Annotated in this window: 19 protein-coding genes, 1 tRNA gene and 1 pseudogene; 15 read left to right on the top strand and 6 right to left on the bottom strand. The window is 63.3% G+C overall.

Features of this window, described 5'->3' with window-relative positions; genetic code table 11:
• Positions 1-65: 65 nt before the first annotated feature.
• A complete protein-coding gene (locus tag AC097L_RS09980) occupies positions 66-2228 on the bottom strand; it encodes a sensor domain-containing diguanylate cyclase (protein ID WP_479586199.1) in 2163 nt (720 codons plus the stop codon).
• 183 nt (positions 2229-2411) lie between these two features.
• Here AC097L_RS09980 and AC097L_RS09975 point away from each other — a divergent pair, with 183 nt between their 5' ends.
• Both AC097L_RS09975 and AC097L_RS09970 read left to right on the top strand, forming a co-directional pair.
• Positions 2412-3053 (top strand): helix-turn-helix domain-containing protein, encoded by a 642-nt coding sequence (locus AC097L_RS09975; protein ID WP_479586196.1) that lies wholly within the window; start codon positions 2412-2414, stop codon positions 3051-3053.
• A 54-nt stretch (positions 3054-3107) separates the two neighbouring features.
• A complete protein-coding gene (locus AC097L_RS09970) occupies positions 3108-4022 on the top strand; it encodes a DMT family transporter (protein WP_479586193.1) in 915 nt (304 codons plus the stop codon).
• Here the strand turns inward: AC097L_RS09970 and AC097L_RS09965 are convergent.
• Positions 3994-5595 (bottom strand): alkaline phosphatase D family protein, encoded by a 1602-nt coding sequence (locus AC097L_RS09965; RefSeq protein ID WP_479586190.1) that lies wholly within the window; start codon positions 5593-5595, stop codon positions 3994-3996. The genes AC097L_RS09970 and AC097L_RS09965 overlap by 29 nt on opposite strands.
• Before the next feature lie 241 nt (positions 5596-5836).
• Here AC097L_RS09965 and AC097L_RS09960 point away from each other — a divergent pair.
• A pseudogene (locus AC097L_RS09960) lies at positions 5837-7764 on the top strand (methyl-accepting chemotaxis protein).
• Here the strand turns inward: AC097L_RS09960 and clsB are convergent.
• The 4 genes from clsB to AC097L_RS09940 are packed head-to-tail and all read right to left on the bottom strand — an operon-like array spanning position 7761 to position 11137.
• Complete coding sequence (gene clsB / locus AC097L_RS09955) at positions 7761-8999, bottom strand: cardiolipin synthase ClsB (RefSeq protein ID WP_479586337.1); 1239 nt, start codon at positions 8997-8999, stop codon at positions 7761-7763. The pseudogene AC097L_RS09960 and the gene clsB overlap by 4 nt on opposite strands.
• A gap of 5 nt (positions 9000-9004) precedes the next feature.
• Entirely contained in the window at positions 9005-9733 is a 729-nt protein-coding gene (locus AC097L_RS09950) for an endonuclease/exonuclease/phosphatase family protein (protein ID WP_479586187.1), read from the bottom strand.
• 13 nt (positions 9734-9746) lie between these two features.
• A complete protein-coding gene (gene nudB / locus AC097L_RS09945) occupies positions 9747-10193 on the bottom strand; it encodes a dihydroneopterin triphosphate diphosphatase (RefSeq protein WP_479586185.1) in 447 nt (148 codons plus the stop codon).
• Positions 10190-11137 carry a PfkB family carbohydrate kinase gene (locus AC097L_RS09940; RefSeq protein WP_479586183.1) on the bottom strand — a complete coding sequence of 316 codons (948 nt, stop codon included), beginning with the start codon at positions 11135-11137 and terminating at the stop codon, positions 10190-10192. Before AC097L_RS09940 ends, nudB begins: the two co-directional genes overlap by 4 nt.
• A 305-nt stretch (positions 11138-11442) precedes the next feature.
• Between AC097L_RS09940 and AC097L_RS09935 the strand changes: the two genes are divergently transcribed.
• From AC097L_RS09935 to AC097L_RS09880, 12 genes are all read left to right on the top strand, one after another.
• A tRNA-Lys gene (locus AC097L_RS09935) sits at positions 11443-11518 on the top strand.
• A gap of 346 nt (positions 11519-11864) precedes the next feature.
• Positions 11865-13637: a methyl-accepting chemotaxis protein gene (locus tag AC097L_RS09930; RefSeq protein WP_479586336.1), complete on the top strand. Its 1773-nt coding sequence runs from the start codon at positions 11865-11867 to the stop codon at positions 13635-13637.
• Positions 13638-14175: 538 nt separating this feature from the next.
• Positions 14176-15105 (top strand): DnaJ C-terminal domain-containing protein, encoded by a 930-nt coding sequence (locus AC097L_RS09925; protein ID WP_479586181.1) that lies wholly within the window; start codon positions 14176-14178, stop codon positions 15103-15105.
• Positions 15102-15428, top strand: coding sequence for a chaperone modulator CbpM (locus AC097L_RS09920; protein ID WP_479586179.1), 327 nt, complete (start codon positions 15102-15104; stop codon positions 15426-15428). The genes AC097L_RS09925 and AC097L_RS09920 overlap by 4 nt, the downstream gene beginning before the upstream one ends.
• 27 nt (positions 15429-15455) lie before the next feature.
• Positions 15456-16031, top strand: coding sequence for an NADPH-dependent FMN reductase (locus tag AC097L_RS09915; protein ID WP_479586177.1), 576 nt, complete (start codon positions 15456-15458; stop codon positions 16029-16031).
• Positions 16032-16052: 21 nt separating this feature from the next.
• On the top strand, positions 16053-17087 hold the full coding sequence (locus AC097L_RS09910; RefSeq protein ID WP_479586175.1) for an NADP-dependent oxidoreductase: 1035 nt from the start codon (positions 16053-16055) through the stop codon (positions 17085-17087).
• Positions 17088-17355: 268 nt separating this feature from the next.
• Positions 17356-17682, top strand: coding sequence for a hypothetical protein (locus tag AC097L_RS09905; protein WP_479586173.1), 327 nt, complete (start codon positions 17356-17358; stop codon positions 17680-17682).
• A 243-nt stretch (positions 17683-17925) separates the two neighbouring features.
• On the top strand, positions 17926-18171 hold the full coding sequence (locus tag AC097L_RS09900; protein ID WP_479586171.1) for a hypothetical protein: 246 nt from the start codon (positions 17926-17928) through the stop codon (positions 18169-18171).
• Between the two features lie 52 nt (positions 18172-18223).
• Positions 18224-18370, top strand: coding sequence for a hypothetical protein (locus AC097L_RS09895; protein WP_479586169.1), 147 nt, complete (start codon positions 18224-18226; stop codon positions 18368-18370).
• Between the two features lie 10 nt (positions 18371-18380).
• A complete protein-coding gene (locus tag AC097L_RS09890; RefSeq protein ID WP_479586166.1) occupies positions 18381-18701 on the top strand; it encodes a flagellar basal body protein in 321 nt (106 codons plus the stop codon).
• A gap of 15 nt (positions 18702-18716) precedes the next feature.
• Entirely contained in the window at positions 18717-20447 is a 1731-nt protein-coding gene (locus AC097L_RS09885; protein WP_479586162.1) for a response regulator, read from the top strand.
• A 12-nt stretch (positions 20448-20459) separates the two neighbouring features.
• Positions 20460-21290 (top strand): urease accessory protein UreD, encoded by an 831-nt coding sequence (locus AC097L_RS09880; protein WP_479586159.1) that lies wholly within the window; start codon positions 20460-20462, stop codon positions 21288-21290.

Genomic DNA, 21290 nt, shown 5'->3' with positions numbered 1-21290 from the left:
CCAAGCCTGCGGCCTAGCCGCGTGCGTGCTCTGACCCCGGTTGGCGGGTTGGCGTTGGCGTTTTCTTAACCGTCCGTTGTGGAGAACCGCCAGGAGGGGTCAGAGCCCCATTGCGGGCCATATTCGCTGTCTTTTCCGTCTGCATCCATCGCGCAATGGGGATCTGACCCCGCCAGGCTGCCACCATAGGTCACTACCCGGTTGCGGCCGCTGCGTTTGGCCTCGTAGCAGGCGCTGTCGGCGGCTTCCAGCACAGCGGCGACCTGGGGCAAGTCGGGGTTGAGCTGGACCACGCCGATGCTTGCACCCAGGCGGAACGAATGCTCGCGCCAGTCCATGCGCCAGGCAAACACCCCGGCGCGTACCTGTTCGGCGATTTTCTGGGCCCGCTTCAGGGTGCATCCGGGCAGCAGGATGGCAAATTCATCGCCACCCAGGCGGGCCACGGTGTCGCTCTGGCGCACCAGCGACTCCAGCAGGCGGGCGATTTGGCGCAGCACTTCATCGCCCGCCGCATGCCCGGCCGCGTCGTTGATGGCCTTGAAGTAGTCCAGGTCGATGAACATGGCGCAGCAGCCCAAGTGGTCGGTCTGGCGCGACAGTGGCTGCTGGACCCGCTCTACCGCGTGGGCCAGCCGGGCTTCGAAGTCGCGGCGGTTGACCAGCTGGGTCAGACTGTCGTGAGCGGCCGACCAGGCCAGCTCGTCAATGCGGGCGCGGGCGGCGGTGACGTCGTTCAGAATCCAGATCACCCCTGCGCTGGGGTCACCGTCGATCACGCCACGGCCCCGCATACGCACCAGCAGGCTGCTGCCGTCCTTGCGCCGCATTTGCACGTCGCCGTCGAACGAGCCCTGGGTTTTGAAGGCGGCGCGGTAGCGTTCGCCCACCGCCAGATAGGCCTCGGGCGAAGGGTAAATCACCCCCGCATCCATTCCCAGCAGCTCGCCCTCGGGGTAGCCAAACAGGTAGTTGGCATGGCTGCCTACCAGCTCGAACCGGCTGTCGCGGGTGATGACGATGCCCACCGGCGAGTTCTTCAAAATCGCCATCAGCTGCTCGACCATGGCGCTCTGGGCCGCCTGGGCCCGGCCGCGCTCCAGTGTGACGTGGCGAAACACCTGCACCAGTTGGCCGATTTCGCCGCGCGCGCGGGGCCAGTCGTCGGACACGGCGCGCCCCACGCCCAGCAGCAGCTGTGCCCGGTCGCGCAGCTGGGTGATGGGCCGGGTGATGTTGGCAATCAGCAGTGTGGACAAGGCCGCGCAGATGCCCATGATGCCCAGCACCACCAGCCAGGAGCGGGCATGCACCTGGCGCAGCGGTGCCAAGGCGTAGTCGATGGCGGTGACGCGGGCCACTGTCCAACCGGCGGCGGGCACGTCGGCCGTGGCCACCAGATAGTGCGGCAGGTCCACCGAGCCACCACCCCGCCGCTGGGCCAGCATGGCCCCCAGGCCCGGCTCATCGGCCGCGCGCAGCATGCGGTGCTGGGCATCGGGGTGTGACAGGATGACACCGGCCCGGCTGTAAATAACCAGCACGGTCGAAAAGTCGCCCAGCGTGGATACGGCCGCAGGCAGCAAGTCGGCCGCGCGCAGCGACACCGCGCCTGCCAGCACGGCCATGGTCTGGCCGTCCGGGCGGCGTACGGGCACGGTGACCACCACCACCGGCTCGCGGGTCTGCAGGCTCAGTACCGGCTCGGAAATGCCGATGGCCCCGGTAGCCAAGGTGGTTTGGAACACCGCCTGGTGGCTGAAATCAGGGTCGGGTACATCTTGCGGGGCATGGCTGGCCGATGCCAGTACGCTGCCGTCGGGAAGCACCACTTGCACCGCCAAAAACTGGTCCGGCGCCAGCGGATGGTTGCGCAGCAACTGCGCCAGCGCTGCCGGGTGGGCCAGCTGTGCGAAAGGGATGTCGGCAGCCAACAAGCGCAGGTTGGACTGCATGCGCCGCAGCCGGGTGTCCACCAGATCGGCCACCAGGTAGACCGAATCCTGCTGCTGTTGGCTGAAGCTATTGCGCACCACCTGCTCGCTCTCGCGCGCCATGAAATAGCTGGAGGCCGCCCCCGACAGCAAGGCCGACCCCACCGCCACCAACAGTATCCGCCCCTTAAGCGTGCCCATCGCCTGCCAGCACCAGCGCAGAGAAAATCGCCGGGGGGGCGCGGATGGCGCCGGTGTCACTGGGGGCTCGAGGGGGTCGGATAGTCGGGTCATATCTTGTTTTTGTGGATAACTACAAAATCCAAGGAACCATCCCCCTCGTTGTTTGTAACCAATTGATTTTTACCGCAGGACCCCATGCTGTCTAGCAAAATAATGCAGAACCGGCATAAATACACATTTATGCCACCACGTTGCAGACTGGCATGTCTTTTAAACTTGCATTTATAGTGGGTTATGGCTTCTTTTCTTAAAGCCCAATGGGAGGTGCGCCGTTATAGCGGTGAGCACCAGGCCCACGCGCACGACCACGCCCAGATCATGTTTGCCCTGCAGGGCCGCATGGAGCTGGAGATTGGTGGCCGCGCCAGCTTTGCCGATACAGCCTGCGGGGTGATCGTGCCCGCCGGGGTGGCGCACGGTTTTGTGGCCACGGCCCACACCCGCATGTGGGTGATAGACGCGCCCGCGCAGGCTGGCATGGACCGGATAAAACGCTTTGCCGTGCCGCCGCTACGGCCTGACCTGGTACTGGCCGACCTGCTGCAAGCCCCGCAGATCCTGCAACGCCGCAGCGTGACCCGCGCCGCCCTGGATGCCGCGCTGGATGCCGAGCTGCACGCCCCCTGGACCACAGCCCGTATGGCCGCCCTGTTTCACCTGAGCCCCCAGCGCTTCCACGCCCGCCTGCTGGAGCTGACCGGCAGCCCGCCGCAAAGCTATCTGCGCGCCCGACGGCTGCAGCGGGCGATGGCCCTGGTGCAGGCCGGCATACTGCTGGACACCGCCGCCCTGCAGGTGGGCTACCGGACTGCCAGCGCCCTGGCCTACGCGTTGAAGCGCGACCAGGGTGTGGGGGCTAAAAGTCTGCGCAGCTGAATAGCACGAGAGTCTCTCGACATTCCGTAGCGCGCCCTGCCCCACCATCGGCGCATGCACAACAAAACCCTTCTCGGTAGCCTGATGGTGCTGGCCGCCGCCGTTTTATGGGGCACGACCGGCACCGCCCAAAGCCTGGCTCCGCCCCATTTATCCGCCTACTGGATAGGCGCGCTACGGCTGGTGGTGGCCTCGGGCTTCTTTGCCACGTATGGATTTTTGACCGTACCGCGCAGCCGTTGGGCGGGCGACCTGCGGGCGCTGCCCTGGGGCCGGGTGCTGCTGGCGGGCATCTGCGTGGCGGGCTACAACCTGGCGTTTTTTGCAGGGGTCAAGGCCAACGGCGTGGCCATCGGCACGGCGGTGGCGCTGGGCAGCGGGCCGGTTTGGGCGGGCGTGTTGCAGTGGCTGTTTACCCGGCAGATTCCACGCCCGGCCTGGTGGCTGGGTACGCTGCTAGCGGTGGCTGGGGGCACGCTGATGGTACTGGGTGGCGGGGCCGAACATGCCGTCAGCTTGCACGGCACGCTGCTGTGCCTGGCGGCGGGTTTGAGCTACGCGGCCTACGCCGTGCTGAACCAGGGGCTGGTGCGGGCCGCGCCGCCTGCCACGGTGACGCTGTGCGTGTTTGGCGCAGCAGCGCTGGTGGCGGTACCGGTGGCACTGGCGGTGTCTGGGGCGTTCAGCGCCACGGCCGCCGACGTGCTGGCGGTCGGCTACCTAGGCGTGGTGGCCACCGGGCTGGCGTATTTGCTGTTCAGCTACGCGCTACGCTGGGTAGCCAGCGCCACCGCAGTGACGCTGGCGCTGGCCGAGCCGCTGGTGGCCTTTGGCCTGGCGGTAGCCGTGCTGCACGAGCAGACCACGCTGGGCGCGTGGATCGGCCTGGGCGGTGTCTTAGCCGGATTGGCCGTGGTGATGGCCGCCGAGGTGCGGGGGTCTAAGCCTGCTGCGGCTCCAGCATCTTGACGTACAGCGAGGCCCCGGTCAGGTCTTTCAAGGTGACGGTCATGGCGCGGGTTTTGGCATCGATGTCCACCTGGCCGAAGAACTGGAAGCCGCCGTTGGGAGCGGTGTTTTGCACCGGTGGGGCTTTTTGGTAGGCCACTTGCATGCCAAAGGTGCCATCCACCTTGCAGGGGCCAAAGCTGCCCGAATTCAGCGGACCTGAGACGAACTCCCAAAACGGCGCAAAGTCGCTGAACTGGGCCTTGTTGGGGTCGAAGTAGTGGGCGGCGGTGTAGTGCACGTCGGCCGTTAGCCACACTACGTTCTGGATGCCAGCGCGTTTGATCTCGCGCAGCAGGCGGGCGATTTCGATCTCGCGGCCCAGAGGCTGGCCATCGTCGCCATTGGCGATCGCCTCCCATTTGTCGCGGCCTTCGGCATCCTTGCCGTCGGGCACGTGCAGGCTGATGGGCATGTCGGCGGCAATCACCTTCCACACGGCTTTGGACTGCTTCAGGCCGTCCAACAGCCAGTCCACCTGCGGGCGGCCCATGAAGGCGCTGTCGGCGGTCTCGGTGGTTTGCAGGTTGGCGCTGTTGGCACCGCGGTAGCTGCGCATATCCACCACAAACATGTCGAGCAGCGGGCCCTGCGGCAGGTAGCGGTAGACGCGCTGGCTCTCCACATCGGCGGTGCGGCGCAGGGGAGCGTATTCGTGGAAGGCCTGGGCACCGTAGGCAGTGAGCAGGGGCATGTTTTTCTGCGTATAGCGGGCGTCGCCGCGCAGGTCTTTGGAGTCTGACCAGTTGTTGGTCACCTCGTGGTCGTCCCATTGCCAGATCTGCGGCACGTCGGCGGCCATGCGGCGGATGTTGGCATCCAGCAGGTTGTAGCGATGGCGGCCCCGGTAGTCGTTCAGGGTCTCGGCGACCTTGCTGACTTCTTCGGTGACGATGTTGTTCCACAGCGTGCCGTCGGGCAGCGTGACCTGGGCGCTGATGGGGCCATCGGCGTAGATGGTGTCGCCGCTGTGCAAAAAGAAGTCGGGGTTGACCTTGCGCATCTGCTCGTAGATCGACATGCCGCCCCAGGCTTCGTTGATGCCCCAGCCCTGGCCCGCGGTATCGCCGCTCCAGGTGAAGCGCACGTCGCGCAGCGCTTTGCTACCCGCCGCTGCGGGCAGGCGCAGGTGGCCGCGCACCGGCTCGGACAGCACGCGCTCGTTGTGCAGGTCTTGCAGCACGACGCGGTAAAAAATCTCTTGCCCGGCGGGCAGGCTGGCCAGGTCCAGGCGGCCGGTGAAGTCGCTGCCCTCCATCAGGTAGGGGCCGCGCACGCGCGTGGGGTTGGCAAAGCTGGCGCTGGTAGACCAATCGACCCACATGCGGGCCGGGCGGTCGCTGCGGGTCCAGACCATGGCAGCGTCGGATTTCGGGTCGCCGCTTTGCACACCCTGGGCCATTTGCGGGCGCATGCTGTCGCGGGTGATGATGGCCGGGGCCACTGGCGGGGTTTGGGCAAAGCTGTGCAGCGGGGCAACCACGGTGGCGCCAGTGAGGGCGGTGGTGGCGTTCAGGAATGTGCGGCGGTCCATGGCAAGTCTCTGGTAGTAGATCAAGGGGGTGGCCGCATTGTGAAAAAGCCAAATGTCATGCGTGTGACGCGGGCACAATTTTTTATAAAAAATAGGCCTCTAGCGCATACGCCACATAAACCTATAGCTACATAAAACAGAGCAAAAACAAAATCCCCTGGTGCTGGGCTATCGCACACCGTTTCCGCGCATTAACATGCGATTGGTTCACAACGTTACAAAAGTACACAACGGAGACCTGATGGCCCCCATTCATGCTCCCCGCGCATCGGTTGCCCGCAAGCTGGCCTTGCTCTCGCTGGTCGGTTTGGCGGCGGTGCTGCTGGCCCTGGCGGTGGCGATTGGCGTGATCGAACAGCGCACCACCCACGCACAGCTCGTCAGTACCGTGACCGAGCGGGTGCAAAGCATGGTGACGGTGGCCGATGCCTATGACCGCATCAACCGCGAACTGGTGCAGCGTGCGTTTCGCAGCTTTCGCAACAACTTTGGCCCCACGCTCAGCCTGGACCCGGCCACCGGCCAATTAAGCAATGCTGGCAAAGTGCTCAACGACGACTTTCAGGCCGTGGATGACTTCAACCACGACACCGGCGGCGTGGCCACGGTGTTTGCTAAAAAGGGCGAGGATTTCCTGCGCATCACCACCTCGCTGAAAAAGCAGGACGGCGCGCGCGCCATGGGCACGTTGCTGGACCGCAGCCACCCGGCCTATGCGCTGATCCAGGCCGGCCAAAGCTACACCGGCCCGGCGGTATTGTTTGGCACGCCGTACATGACACGCTACGAGCCTATCAAGGACGCGGCTGGGGCCACCATTGGCATCTTTTTTGTGGGCAGCGACATCACCCTGCAACAGGCGGCGCTGGACAAGCAGGTAGCCGAATCCAAGTTTTTTGCCACAGGCGGCATCTATCTGCTGGACGCGCGCGGCCCGCTGGCCGATGCCAAGTTCAGCATCCACCCCACGGCCAAAGGAAAAAAAGTGCTGGAAGCCTTTCCCCAAGCCGAACCGTTCCTGACCGCCCTGTCCACCGCACCCGACGGCTATGTGCGCAAGGCCGCCACGCTGCTGGGCAGCACACCCACCGACACCTGGGCGGTGATGCGCAAGACCGCGGCGGGCACCAACTGGCTGGTGGCCGAGGTGCCCGAGAGCGAGGCCATGGCCGAGTACTGGCGCAACATGGCCGTGGTCTGGAGCCTGCTGGCTGCCACTACCGTGTTGCTGGGCGTGGGCCTGTATGTGTTGGTGCGGCGCACCGTAAGCCTGCCCCTGGCTGAGCTGACGGTGGCCGTCACCGCGTAGCCCACGGCGATCTGACCCGGGCTTTCAGCACCCAGCGCCAGGACGAAATCGGCGCACTGGTGAACGAGGTGGAAGGCATGCGCCAGCGCTATCTGCAAGCCCTGTCGCAGGTGCGCTCCGCCGTGGAAAGTATAGGTACGGCCAGTGCCGAAATCGCCAGCGGCAACCAGGACTTGAGCGTGCGCACCGAGCAAACCGCCAGTAACCTGCAGCGCACCGCCAGCAGCATGGAGCAGCTCACCAGCACGGTGCAGCAGTCCGCCGACTCGGCGCGCCAGGCCAACCAGCTGGCCGCGTCCGCTGCCGCTGTGGCCGCCCGTGGCGGTGCGGTGGTAGGCGAAGTGGTAGCCACCATGACTGACATCAACCACAGCTCGAAAAAGATTGCCGACATCATCGGCGTGATCGACGGCATTGCCTTCCAGACCAATATCTTGGCGCTGAACGCCGCCGTCGAAGCCGCCCGTGCGGGCGAACAGGGGCGCGGCTTTGCGGTGGTGGCATCGGAAGTGCGCAGCCTGGCCCAGCGCAGCGCAGAAGCTGCCAAAGAGATCAAGACGCTGATCGGTGCGTCGGTAGAAAAGGTGGAGTCCGGTTCGCGGCTGGTGCAGAACGCGGGCACCACCATGAATGAAATCGTCAGCTCGGTGAAGCGGGTCAGCGACACCATCGGCGAGATCACCGCCGCCGCCGCCGAGCAGTCGGACGGCATCGGCCAGGTCAACAGCACCGTGGGCCAGCTGGACCAGATGACCCAGCAAAACGCTGCGTTGGTCGAACAGTCTGCCGCTGCCGCCGAGAGCCTGCGCGACCAGGCCGAGCGGCTGGCGCAGGCGGTGGCCGTGTTCAAGCTGGTTTAGTAACGCTTACCCGTCACCAATAGCGCCAGCCGCATCACCAGCATGGCCACGTATTCCAGGGCGCGCTGGCGCAGCGGGCGGGCGGCGTAGGTGGCGGGGTCCATCACCTGGCCGCCCTCGGCCATCGCCTGCAGCAGGCGCTCGCGCAGGGCCTGGGCAAAGGCGGCATCGTCCACCACCACATTGGCTTCGCGGGCCAGCAGCAGGCTCAGGGGGTCCAGGTTGCTGGAGCCCACCGTGGCCCAGTGGCCATCCACCACCGCCACCTTGGCATGCAAAAAACTGGGCGCGTATTCATGGATCTCCACGCCCGCGCCCAGCAACACGCCGTACACCGGCCGCGCCGCGTAAAACTGCATAAAGTATTCGTACTTGCCCTGCAGCAGCAACTGCACCCGCACGCCGCGTTCGGCCGCCGCCACCAGCGCCTGGCGCAGGCGAAAGCCGGGCACAAAGTAGGCGTTGGCAATGATGATCTCGTGCCGGGCCCCGGCGATGGCCCGCAGGTAGGCGCGCTCGATCCGGGTGCGGCTGCGTAAATTGTCGCGTAAAACCAGTGCAGCGCTGGTGGATTCTGCATCATTCGCTATGGTTTCAGGAGCATGAGCGCTGCGGGACTTGGCAGATAAAAAGGTCTGCACAGCCTCTTGCAGCTTGTGCTGGCGCAGGTCGCGCACGGCCTGCAGCCGCCGCCACAGCACCTGCATGGTGGTGTCGGTGTACGCCACGATGGGGCCGGTGATGCGCACCGCAAAATCAAAGCGCGGGGCTTTGAGTGTCCCAAAGTTGGGGTCGTGGAAGTCGTCCAGGATATTGATGCCGCCGCAAAACGCCACTGCACCATCCCACCCGCTATCGACCACGCACAGCTTGCGGTGCAGCCGCCGCCAGCGCGTGGGCAGCAGCAAGGCCAGCATGTTCACCGGCGAATACACCCGCCACTGCACGCCCGCAGCCGCAAAACGCTCGCGCCAGGCCTGGGGCAGTGCGCCGGTGCCCAGGCCATCCACCACCACGCAGGTCTGCACTCCGCGTTGGGCGGCGCGCAGCAGCGCTTCGGCCACCTCGGCACCCGCGCCGGTGCAGTCAAAAATATAGGTTTCCAGCCGTACCGCATGCTGGGCTGCGTCCATGGCGGCGACCAGGGCGGGGAAGAAAGCGCGGCTGCCCTCCAGCAGGTCGATGCCATGGCCCTTTCTTAGACGGGTATGCAGGCGGGGACGGGAGCGCGGCATGCGGCTCACATTTCAAACTCTGCCAGCAGCGGCAGGTGGTCCGACATGCGCCACCAGATGCGCCCGCGTGGCACCTCCAGCCCCACCGGCTTGAGGCCGCGCGCGTAGACGTAGTCCAGTTGCGCCAGCGGCAGGCGCGACGGGTAGGTGCGCACACCGGGCTTGTCAAAGGCGTGCAAGTGGATGCGGTTCAGCGCGTGGCGCATCTGGCTGCCCCAATCGTTGAAGTCGCCCGCCACGATCACGGGCGCATCGGGTGGCACGTCGCGGGCTATGTAGGTAGCCAGCTGCTGCACCTGGCGCGCGCGGCTGGCCGGGATCAGCCCCAGGTGCACCACGATCACATGGACGGGCACGCCGTCCACCACCACATGCACATGCAGCAGGCCGCGCTGCTCGAAGCGGTGGTCCGACATGTCCTCGTGCTTGTGCCAGACCACCGGCCAGCGCGACAGCAAGGCGTTGCCGTGCTCGCCGTGGCGGGTGATGGCATTGGTTTGGTACACCGCCTCGTAACCTTCGGGGGCCAGGTAGTCGGCCTGCGGCAGGTCGGGCCAGTGGGTGAAGTATTTTTGTTCGCTGCGGTTGAGCTTGCGCACCTCTTGCAGGCAGATGATGTCGGCATCCAGCTGCTCCACCGCGTGGCCCAGATTGTGGATTTCCAGCCGCCGGGTCGGCCCCAGACCTTGAACGCCTTTGTGGATGTTGTAGGTGGCTACGCGGAGGATCGTCATAGCGGGAGAAGGGTCATGGCATAAAGCGGGGCAGCATCAGTATCGCCTCGGCGTTGGAAGGTGAAAAGCAGGCAAGCGCCGCCGCATGGTACGGCAACCATTGGCAGGCCGTGTGTTCACGTGGACTCAGCACCACGGGCGTGTGGGCGGGCACCTGCAGGCTGAACAGATGCTCTCGGTTCTGCAGCACGCCGGGCGCGTAGCGGTGCCGCCACTGGGGGTAAATGGTGTAGATATTTTCCAGCTGCCAGTCGCGCAACTGGCTAGGCGGCACGTGGATGCCTGTTTCTTCCGCCACCTCGCGGGCGGCGGTAGCCCGGAAATCCTCAAGCGGCGTGTCTTTGCTGCCGGTGACCGATTGCCAGAAGTCTTCGGCATCGGCCCGCCGGATCAGCAATACATCCAGTGCCGCGGTATGGATCACCACCAGCACAGACTGAGGGATTTTGAACGTACTCAACTGTGCGCGGCCAAAAACTGGTCTACCTCGCTGCGGTCAGGTCCGTTGCCGACGCCACCCGTACGCTGGCATTTCAGCGCCGCTGCGGCGGCCGCAAAGCGAATCGCCGCAAAATCGTTCTGGCCCTGCGCCAAGGCCAGCGCAAGGGCCGCATGGAACACATCGCCCGCGCCGTTGGTGTCCATTGCCCTCACCGGAAATGCGTCGATGCTGTGCATTACACCGCCGTGCCGCATCCAGCGCACGCCGCGCGGACCCAGGGTGACCACCGCTACCTGGGTCCCTGCGTCCAGCGCGGATTGCAGCGCCACTGAAATCAACAGCCCCGGCGCAAACGCAGCCAGGCCAGATTCTGAAAACACCGACCAGTCGGCCAACGCGCTCAGGGTTTGCAAATCTTCCTGGGGGGACAAATCGCCATCCAGCACGCTCAGCACCCCGTTTGCACGCGTCCAATGCAAGGCCGCCAACGAACCGGGCATCCAGCGCGGATCGACCATCACCACGTTCGACCCCTGCAAACCCGACACCTCCATCGGCAGCGCCTTGCGCAAAGCATCCCCCCGGCAGTTGAAGATTTGCCGCTCGCCATTCGCATCAATCACCACGGCCGAGATCGACGAGGTCGCCCCCGGCACCCGCTGCAAGCCCGCGCAGTCCACGCCCAGACTCTGCACCCGCCGCGCCAAAAATTGGCCGGCTTCGTCATCGCCCACCGCACCAAACAACCCGACCCGCGCGCCCAACCGGGTGGCTGCAATCGCCGCATTGGCCGCCATGCCACCCGACACCATGCGGTATTGCTGGGCTGGTGTTTTGGTGGGCTGGTGCGGAAACGCCGCAATGTCAAAACAATGGTCCAGGGCCGCGTGCCCGACCGTGCTGATACGCGGACCCAACGCAGAAGCATCCGTGCTGCTGTGCACACCCAATATCTCACCCATAGCGCCTCTCTGTGGTCCACCGCTTCGTGCGCCCACACCTGGCCCACGCTGTCAGTGCATTGTGGCGCAAGCACCACCACACCCAAAGTGGTCTATCGTGCAGGGTTGATAAGAAATTTAATGAAATGGCCTCTTGCGCATACAGGAAATACACATACCGCTACTAAATTGAGAGCATCCACAAAAATTTTATCCACTCCCAAACCACAAGCCAGGCGATCACCCTTAAATCACCACGATTTAGTGCATAATAGTGGGCTTGCCACAGTGAATTAGCCCACTAGATTGGCACCATTTTTAAAAGTGGGTTCTTAGCTCAGTTGGTAGAGCAGCGGACTCTTAATCCGTAGGTCGACAGTTCGAATCTGTCAGGACCCACCACTTTTAAGTAAGATAAAGCTAAGCATGTAATTACTTAATTTTAAAAGCCTCCTTTGTGGAGGCTTTTTCGTTTCTGGCTACATGTGACCTGCACCGTCCGATGGCGGATGGACTCCATTTCAATATGCACGCCAACCGTCTTCACAGTAGGTGCAGCCAAACCATAGCCCCAGATCAAACATCTTGCCAAACCAATCTGCACTATGCCCCTATTAAAGGGTGATAGGCGTTGAATTTGGTGATTTGGGTGGTTCGCAAATATTTACAATCTGAAACACTTGATTGCAATCTGATTGTGGCGCTAAATGACTTCAGTAGATTGTTTCCGCAGCACCGAAAGCTACCTATGAACTTCAAAGATCTCAAAATCGGCATCCGTCTTACCGCGGGTATTGTCTTGGCGGCACTGCTGCTCGCCATCCTCGTGGTCACCGGGCTTAGGAGCATGGACTCGATCAAGGCTGAATTGAGTCTGATCACTACGGACCGGATGCCAAAAATTGCGCTAGGTCATGATGTCAAAGACAATCTGTATCAACGCGCCGTCATAACGCGCAATATCGTGCTGCTAGAAGATGCGCCAAGCATCCAGCAAATGACCCAGCAGTTGGCCCAGAATAGAAGTGACTATATCAATCTGGACAAGCAACTGCGTGACTCGGTGACAAGTCCGGCTGGCAAGGCCAGCCTTGGAAGAATGGAAGCATCGATCGATGCGATGACTGTACTTGTCAACAAGGTGGTGGAGCTCGGTATCGTCAATGACAATGCGGAGGCAACCAAGCTGCTGTTGAGCGATGTAGCTCCACTCCAAGCTACAGCCCTGGCCGCCGCCGCCGATTTCGTAAAAAGCCAAACCGATGAGGGGCAGCTGGCACAAGAGCGCGCGCAGGGGGAGTATGTGGCTGCCTACACCTTGCTGGTATGCCTGGGATTGGGTGCCATTGCCCTTTTGGGACTTCTGGGCTGGCTTCTCGTACGTTCAATCACCCGTCCTTTGAACCAAGCCGTGGAAGTATCCCGCGCCGTGGCAGCAGGCGATTTGAGCTTGCAGTTTGAAGCCTCAGGCAAAAATGAAACCGCGCAACTGCTGATTGCATTGAAGAGCATGCAGGCCAGCCTGTCCCAGGTGGTTGGCAATGTGCGCCAGAACGCCGAAGGTGTAGCCACGGCCAGTGTGCAGATTTCGCAGGGTAACAACGACTTATCGGCCCGCACCGAGCAACAGGCCAGCGCACTCGAGGAAACCGCCGCCTCTATGGAGGAACTCAGCTCCACCGTGAAGCAAAACGCCGACAACGCGCGCCAAGCCAACCAACTGGCGCAGAGCGCATCGACCGTGGCCGTGCGCGGCGGCGGCGTGGTGGGCCAGGTGGTCGAGACCATGAAGGGCATCAACGACAGCTCGAAAAAAATCTCGGACATCATCAGTGTGATCGACGGCATCGCCTTCCAGACCAATATCCTGGCACTCAACGCAGCGGTGGAAGCTGCGCGGGCCGGCGAACAGGGCCGCGGCTTTGCGGTGGTGGCAAGCGAAGTGCGCAGCCTGGCCGGTCGCTCGGCCGAGGCGGCCAAGGAAATCAAGGCCTTGATCTCTGCCAGCGTGGACCGGGTGGAACAAGGTACGGTGCTGGTGGACCAGGCAGGCGTGACGATGCAGGAAGTGGTGACCTCGATCCGGCGCGTGACCGACATCATGGGCGAGATCAGCGCAGCCAGCGCGGAGCAATCCGCCGGTGTCAGCCAGGTTGGTGAAGCCGTCACCCAAATGGACCAAGCCACGCAACAGAACGCCGCACTGGTCGAAGAAATGGCGGCGGCTGCCAGCAGCCTGAACACGCAAGCGCAAGAAATGGTGGGGGCTGTCGCGGTATTCAAACTGGCCCCAGGCGGTGGTGCTGGGGCACCCGGCCAGCCCACACCTGCGATGGCGTCGAGGTTCGTGTCCCACTCTGTTGTGGGCAACAGGGCACAGCACCAGGCCAACATTGCGCCGAAAAAGCCTGTCCAAAGTGCCACCTTCACATCCAAACCCGCGACGCTTCTTACACCCGGAAAACCAAAATCTGCAGCCACTGCGGTGGCCGACAAAGACGATGGATGGAGCAGCTTCTGATGGACGGCGGTGTGCCCGGCGAAGTACCGGCCGAGCAACTCCTAGCCCTTGTTTGCGCCTTGAATGGCATGCGAGACGGGTTGGTTCTGGTTTCGCTGCTGCTCCAAGATGCGCGGTTTGAGCTAGCGCTCGCACACCAAGGTTTGCCGCCGCCCTTCGCCTTTTCTCGCCACTAGCAACTTCGGCTATTCCCAAACGTAGCCGTGGCGGTGCCGCAGCCGACCCAATAGCCAGTAGGCCAGGCCCGCAAAGTGCCGCATGCCGATGCCTCCGGCTTGGCAGGGGCCCGGCATGGGGCCTATTACAGCCCTCGCAGCACAGCTAACCGAGTGTCCAATTTCCGTTTCCAGGTTTAACCCAAACCTTGATATGGATCAGCCCGTGCTACGCGCATCCAGACATGATGGGGCCGACACCACCCTATGTGCTGCAGCGCACAGACCCAGGCCCCACACCACCGTACGGTAGCTCCCCTGCCCCACCAGAGCCTCTGCCCGCTCTTTGGGAGGCCGCGCAATTGAACCAAAGGCCATTCGTTATGCAATACAAGGATTACTACGCAACGCTGGACCTGCCGCGAGACGCCAGCCTGGACCAGGTCAAGAAGGCCTACCGCAAGCTGGCGCGCCAAACCCATCCCGACGTGTCCAAAGCGGCCGATGCCGAGGCCCGCTTCAAAGAAGCCGCCGAGGCCTACGCCACCCTGAAAGACCCCGAAAAGCGCGCCGCCTACGACGCGCTGGGCCGCCCCCCAGTCGGCGAAGAATTTGCCCCGCCGCCGCAGTGGCGGCACGAGCACGCCGCCGATGCCGCTGCGTTCGACAACCTGGACCTGGCCGATCTGCTGGCCGCGCTGGGCCGGGGCCACCGCGGGGCTGGCCACGGCCCGGTCGCTACCCCGGGCCGCGACTATGAAAACACCGTATCACTGCAGCTGGAAGACGCGCACCTTGGCACCACACTCAACCTGGACCTGGCCGATGCAGGCGGCACGCGCACGCTGGAGGTGACCATCCCGCCCGGCACCCGCGAGGGCCAAAAGCTGCGGCTGCGCGGCAAAGGCGGCAAAGGCCGCCACGGCGGGCCCGATGGCGACATCTACCTGCACATCACGCTGGCCCCGCACCCGCTGTTCCGCGCCGACCACCACGACCTGTACTTTGACCTGGCACTGGCCCCGTGGGAGGCCAGCCTGGGTGCCGACATCGAAGTACCCACACTGGACGGCCCGGTGCTGCTGACTGTGCCCGCAGGCACCCGCGCCGGGCGCAAGCTGCGGCTGCGCGGCCGGGGCCTGGCCCAAGGCAAAGCCGGGCACGGCGACCTGTATGCGCTAGTGCATATCGACGTGGCCGCCAAGCCGTCCGAGCAGGAACAGGCGATGTACCTTGAGCTATCGCGCATCTCGAATTTCAATCCCCGCCCCCACACCCCACATGCAGCCAAGGCCGCCAAGGAAACGCCATGAACCTTACCCTGATTGAATGGGTCTGGCTGGATGCCAGCGAAACCATGACGCTGGCTGAACTGTCCAGCTGCTGCGGCATGGACACGGACGATCTGCAAGAGCTGGTGGAGTACAGCGCTTTGGTGCCGCTACAACCCGCCACACAGCCACCCAGCTTCAGCGCCGAATGGGTTACCCCGCTGCGCACCGCAGGCAAGTTGCGCAGCGACTTTGACCTCGAACTCTTCACCGTGGCCCTGCTGCTGGGCCACCTGAACCGCATCGAAACCCTGGAGCGCCAGGTGAAGTCGCTCCAGGCCTTGGTCCCCGCCCACTTCGCCTAAACCTACCTGACACCCCTGGAGAGCCCCATGCAACATTTCCAAATTGCGGTTGTCGTCGGCAGCCTGCGCAAAGACTCGCTCAACCACCAACTGGCGGCGGCCATCATCCGGCTGGCACCAAGCAACTTCTCGTTCAAGCTGCTGCAGATTGGCGACCTGCCGTTGTACAACCAGGACGACGATACCCACCAGGCCGAACCGGTGATCCGTTTGAAGCAAGACATTGCGGCATCGCAAGGCCTGCTGTTTGTCACGCCCGAGTACAACCGCTCCATCCCTGGCGTACTCAAAAACGCCATTGACCACGCCTCCCGCCCCTACGGCCACAACGCCTGGGCCGGTAAGCCTACAGGGGTGCTGGGCGTGTCGGTGGGGGCCATCGGCACAGCACTGGCACAGCAACATCTGCGCAATATTCTGGCCTACCTGGACGCGCCCACCATGGACCAACCCGAGGCCTTCATCCACGCCCAGCAAGGCTTGTTTGATGCACATGGCAACATCGGCGCGGGCAGCCAGGAATTTTTGCAAGGCTGGATGGACCGCTTTGTGGCCTGGGTGCAAAAGCAGACCAACACCATCGCCACCATGGCAACCAAATAACCTCCCAACTACGGAGCTCCCATGCCCCAAAACAACCTAGTAAATCGCCGGATCGTGCTGGCTTCGCGTCCGGTCGGCGCCCCTACCGAAGCCAACCTGCGCCTGGAAGAAATTCTGATCCCCACCCCCGCTGCGGGCCAGGTGCTGTTGCGCACCCTGTACCTGTCGCTCGACCCGTACATGCGCGGCCGCATGAGCGATGCCAAGTCGTACGCACCACCGGTGGCGATCGGCGCGGTCATGGTGGGCGGCACGGTGTCGCGCGTACAAGCCTCTGAAAACCCTGCCTTCCAGGTGGGGGATCTGGTGCTGGGCTACAGCGGCTGGCAAGACTACGCCCTGTCCGACGGGCTGGGGCTGACCAAGATCGAAACCCCGTTGGCAAGCCCATCCTTGCCACTGGGCGCACTGGGCATGCCCGGTTTTACCGCCACTATGGGTTTGCTCGATATTGGCCAACCTAAAGCCGGTGAAACCGTGGTGGTGGCGGCCGCCAGCGGTGCCGTGGGCTCGGTAGTGGGGCAAATCGCCAAGATCAAAGGCTGCCGCGCGGTGGGCATTGCCGGCGGGGCCGACAAATGCCGGTATGTGGTGGAAGAGCTGGGCTTTGATGCCTGTATCGACCGCCACAGCGCCGATCTGGACGTGCAACTGGCGGCCGCCTGCCCCCAGGGCATTGACGTGTACTTCGAGAATGTCGGTGGTGCAGTGTTTGATGCCGTGTTGCCGCTGCTCAACGTGCACGCCCGCGTGCCCCTGTGCGGCATCATCGCCCAATACAACGCCACCGCGCTACCGCCTGGCCCAGACCGTCTGGGGCTGCTGGCGCGCACACTGCTGAGCAAGCGGATCAAGATGCAGGGCTTCATCATCTTTGACGACTACGGTCCCCGCTACGGTGAATTTTTCCAGCAAATGAACACCTGGCTCCAAGCCGGGCAGGTGAAGTTTCGCGAAGACATAGTGGACGGGCTGGAGAACGCCCCGCAAGCCTTCATCGGGCTGCTGGAGGGCAAGAACTTCGGCAAGCTGGTCATCCGCGTCGCTGGCGATTAAGCCCACCGCAAGCGCAGGTGCTGCTGGTGGCGCAAACCACTGTCACAGAATGCGCGTCACTTGCATAAAGATAGCATCCCAGCTAGATAGAACATGCGCCAGATGCCTAAAAAGCTTGGTATTTTTGAACCAAGCTGCAGGCCGCCGTCTTGTAGGCGGCACCGGCATACATCCATACGGGGCAGCCGCGAAGCTTTCTCGGCGCTTTTGTCCTACAGGGTTTCCGCGGCATTTGGCGTGCAATAGAGTCTTGCTTTAGGAGCCATCTATGTCCTTACATTTTCTGAAAGAGCTGTCGTCTTACGAGGGTGATATCTATGTCAACAATCCGATGGAGGTCGGGTGGCTGGTCGTGCTTAAAAACAAGGGTTTGGTCGATGCCGATATTGGGCCGCCCGCACTCACCCAATACCCCAGCCGCCCTCCGATGTACGCCATTGCACGTGGCCTGACGGCCAAGGGCTACGCCGCCCTGGGCATGCAGCCCCGGCGCAAACCGTCGCTATGGCGCGAAGTATTGGGCTTGCACCGCCGAAAGTTTCCCTCACTCAAGTTTCGCAAAACAGAGCCCCAGCCTGCGTTGAAGTGGTGGTGATAACCGTTGTGGGGCACAACCGAGGCAAGAAGCTTACCCATGCCCATCCCATTTGCTATCTAAAAAATAGCTACTAGCACAAGAGAAATATAGGCTGGAAGCTTAAAAAGCACATATTTTTGAAATCAAACATGTGGTTCCGCATGCCCAGCGTTGGGCGCGATGGGGTGCGCCGTCGCAAGGGTTTTCAAAAGACTGCTTCAAAATAGATACTTCTGAAAACCCGCCCTCCGCCCCTGCCCCATGAACGATTTACAAAGCTTGTCGACTCTCGGCCTGGAGCTACCCAGTCCAGCTTATCTGGTGGGCATGCTTCTATTCAGCCTTATCGGCTACGCAGCCTACCGCCGCGGGCGTAGCAGCCGGCGCAGCGTGCTTACCTGGACCGGCGTTGCGCTCATGCTCTACCCCTATGCGGTGCCGCAAACTTGGTTGCTGTGGCTGGTGGGTGCGGCGCTGAGCGGCTGGCTCTATCTAAAGTGGAATTGATCCCTTTCAGGTGCATACTAAAAGTGTTTTGTAATCTTTGAAAAATACCCCCATGGCCGACGAGAACCCCGCCCCTGCCTACAAAGAAATCAAGCCCCGCTTTGGCCGGCTGCTGAGCGCGTGCGTCATCGCCGTGCTGTTTTGTGGTGGGCTGGTGTGGTTTGCGGGCACCTACCTGCTGGACTGCTGCGGGCCCTGATCGGCACCCCATGAACATCACCTCCTCCACGTCATCCGCCACCTCCGCAATTGCCTTCTCTGGCCTGCAGGCCGCAGAAACCCGGCTGCAGGCCTCTGCCCACAACATAGCCAATAGCCAAACCGAGGGGTTTCGCCCATTGCAGGTGGAACAAAGCACCCAGTCGGGCGGCGGTGTCCGCACCCAGGTGGAACGCTCCAGCCAGCCCAGCCCGGGGCTGGAAGACGATGTGGTCGCCCAGTTGCAGGCCAAAAACGCATTCCTTGCCAACCTGAGCGTATTCAAAACCAACGATGCAATGCTGGGAACGCTGCTGAACGCACAGGCCTGAAGCTCCCCAAACCCCGTGGAACCCCGCCCCGACGACCTCTCTACCAGCCAGGCGCTGGTCATCGACAGCCATGCCACCTCCCGCTCCATCCTGGTGGCACAGTTGCGGGAATTTGGTGTGGGCAAGGTGGTGCAGTGCATCAACACCACCACCGCGCGCAAATTGCTGGAACAAGAGCGCTTCGACGTAGTGCTGTGCGAGCACGCGTTTGAAAGCCGGGGCTACTCCGGGCAAGACCTGGTGGACGACCTGCGGCGCAACCAGCTGCTGCCGTTTTCTACCGTTTTCATCATGGTCACGGCCGAGGCCACCTATGCCAAGGTGGCCGATGCTGCCGAATCGGCACTGGACGGCTATTTGCTCAAGCCGCACAGCGCCAACAGCCTGGGTGAACGACTCTACCAAGCCCGCACACGCAAGCTGTCGCTGCGCGAAATCTTTGAAGCCATCGACAACGGCGACTTTGACCACGCCGCCCGCCTGTGCCTGCAGCGCTTTGCGACCAAGGGCCCGTTCTGGCTGTATGCGGCGCGCATGGCCGCCGACCTGCTGCTGCGCACCGGCCAGTTTGAGCGGGCCCAAACCCTCTTCAACGCCGTGATTGCCACCAAACCCATGCTCTGGGCCCAACTGGGCATCGCCCGCACACTGCTAGAAAGCGGCCAGACCGCCAAAGCCACCAGCGCACTGGAAAAGCTGCTGGTCGAGCACCCGGACTACGCCGATGCCTACGACATGCTGGGCCGGGCCCAGTTTGAGCTCGGCAAGTACCCGCTGGCCCTGGAGGCCTACCAAACCGCCGCGCAGCTCTCGCCCCACTCTATCACCCGGGCGCAAAACTTCGGCCTGCTGATGGCCTACGTGGGCGACCGCAAACAGGCCGAACAGCTGCTGGAGCGCACGGTGCGCATAGGCCTGGACTCCAAAATGCTGGACTGCCAGGCCCTGGTGCTGCTGGCGTTTTTGCGGCTGGAGTCCGGCGACAAAAAGGCCCTGCTGCGCTGCCAAGAGGATTTCAAAAAAGTCGCGGCCCGCAGCACTGACACGCTGCGTACCGAGCGCCAGGCTGCCACCATTGGCGCGCTGGTGATGCTGCAAGAGCAGCAGTTCCCTGCGGCGGTCGAGGTGGTCAAAGCACTCGCCGAACAGCTCACAGCCCCCGAATTTGACTTTGAGGCCGCCGCCAACCTGCTGACCCTGGCCTGCGCGCTGGCGCAGCGGCGGGTGTTCATCGACAAGATCGAGGCCGTGGTCGATACCCTGGGCATGCGCTTTTGCACCACCCGGCCCTTGAGCGAGCTGCTGACCATCTCGGCCGCCGCCCACCCGGCCTATGCCGAACGCATCCGCGCCTGCAACACCCACATCACCCAGATCACCGAAAGTGCGATGTCGCTGAGCCTGCACGGCAACCCGCGGGGTGCGGTAGACAACCTGCTGACCCCCGGCCAAAGCACGCTGAACGCCCGGCTCATCGACACCGCTTTTCTGGTGCTGCAGCGCTACGGCGACAGCATGGACGACGGTGCCAGCCTGCGGGCCCGCGTGCAAGATCTGCGCACCCGCTTTGCCCCGGCCCACAGCCGTTCGGTGCTGGGCGACCTCAAACGGCCCGCAGGCGCGCTGATGCTGCGCACCGGGGGCGGCACCAAGGCGCGCGCCCTGCCCGGCTGGCAGCCCGCAGAGCCGCCGGTGCCGCGCCACGCATTTTTGCCCCCGGGCCTCTTGCCTTCCGATCCACTTTGATTTTTTTTGACGATGTCCTGGCACGCCCAACTTGACCTGAACTACCGCCTTGAAGCCGCCCGCAGCGTGGCCCGCCACCAACACCAGGGCCCGCTGCGCATTCTGCAAAGCCTATACCCCGAAGGCGATGCCATCTGCCACAACGTGCTGGTGCACCCGCCCGGCGGGCTGGTCGGCGGCGACACGCTGGACATCAGAGTGCAGGTGGAACCCGGTGCCCACGGCCTGATCACCACGCCCGGTGCCACACGGTTTTATCGCTCAGCGGGCGAGTTGGCGCTGCAAAACACCCACATTAAAGTCGCCGCAGGCGGACGGCTGGAATGGCTGCCTACCGAGGCGATTTGCTACCACCAGTGCCATGCCGAAAACCGCGTGCGCTTTGCGCTGGAGCCGGGGGCGGAATTGATAGGTTGGGATGTCACCGCATTCGGCCTGCCGCAAGCCAACCAGCCGTTTGCCCAGGGCCAGTTTGTGCAGCACCTGGAACTGCCCGGCGTGTGGCTGGAGCGCGGTCGCATCAATGCCTTGGACACACGGCTGATGGACAGTCCGCTGGGGCTGGCCGGCAATAGGTGCATGGCCTCCCTCTTTTTTCTGGCGGGCAGCAAGCTGGACAAGCACCGGCAGTCGGTGGCGCTGGATGTGGCCCGGCAAGTCATCGACAGCCATAGCCTGCATAACACCGCAGGAGCCACCAGCCCGGATGGCCAGGTCGTGGTGGTGCGGGTGCTGGCCCCGCTGGTCGAGCCCGCGATGGACCTGGTGAAACAGGTGTGGGCAGCCTGGAGGGCACACTTCTGGGGCTTGTCGGCAAACCGCCCCCGCATCTGGGCCATGTAG

The sequence above is a fragment of the Rhodoferax sp. RT5P35 genome (genome assembly GCF_056521385.1).
This window is presented reverse-complemented; position numbering and strand designations above follow the sequence as displayed.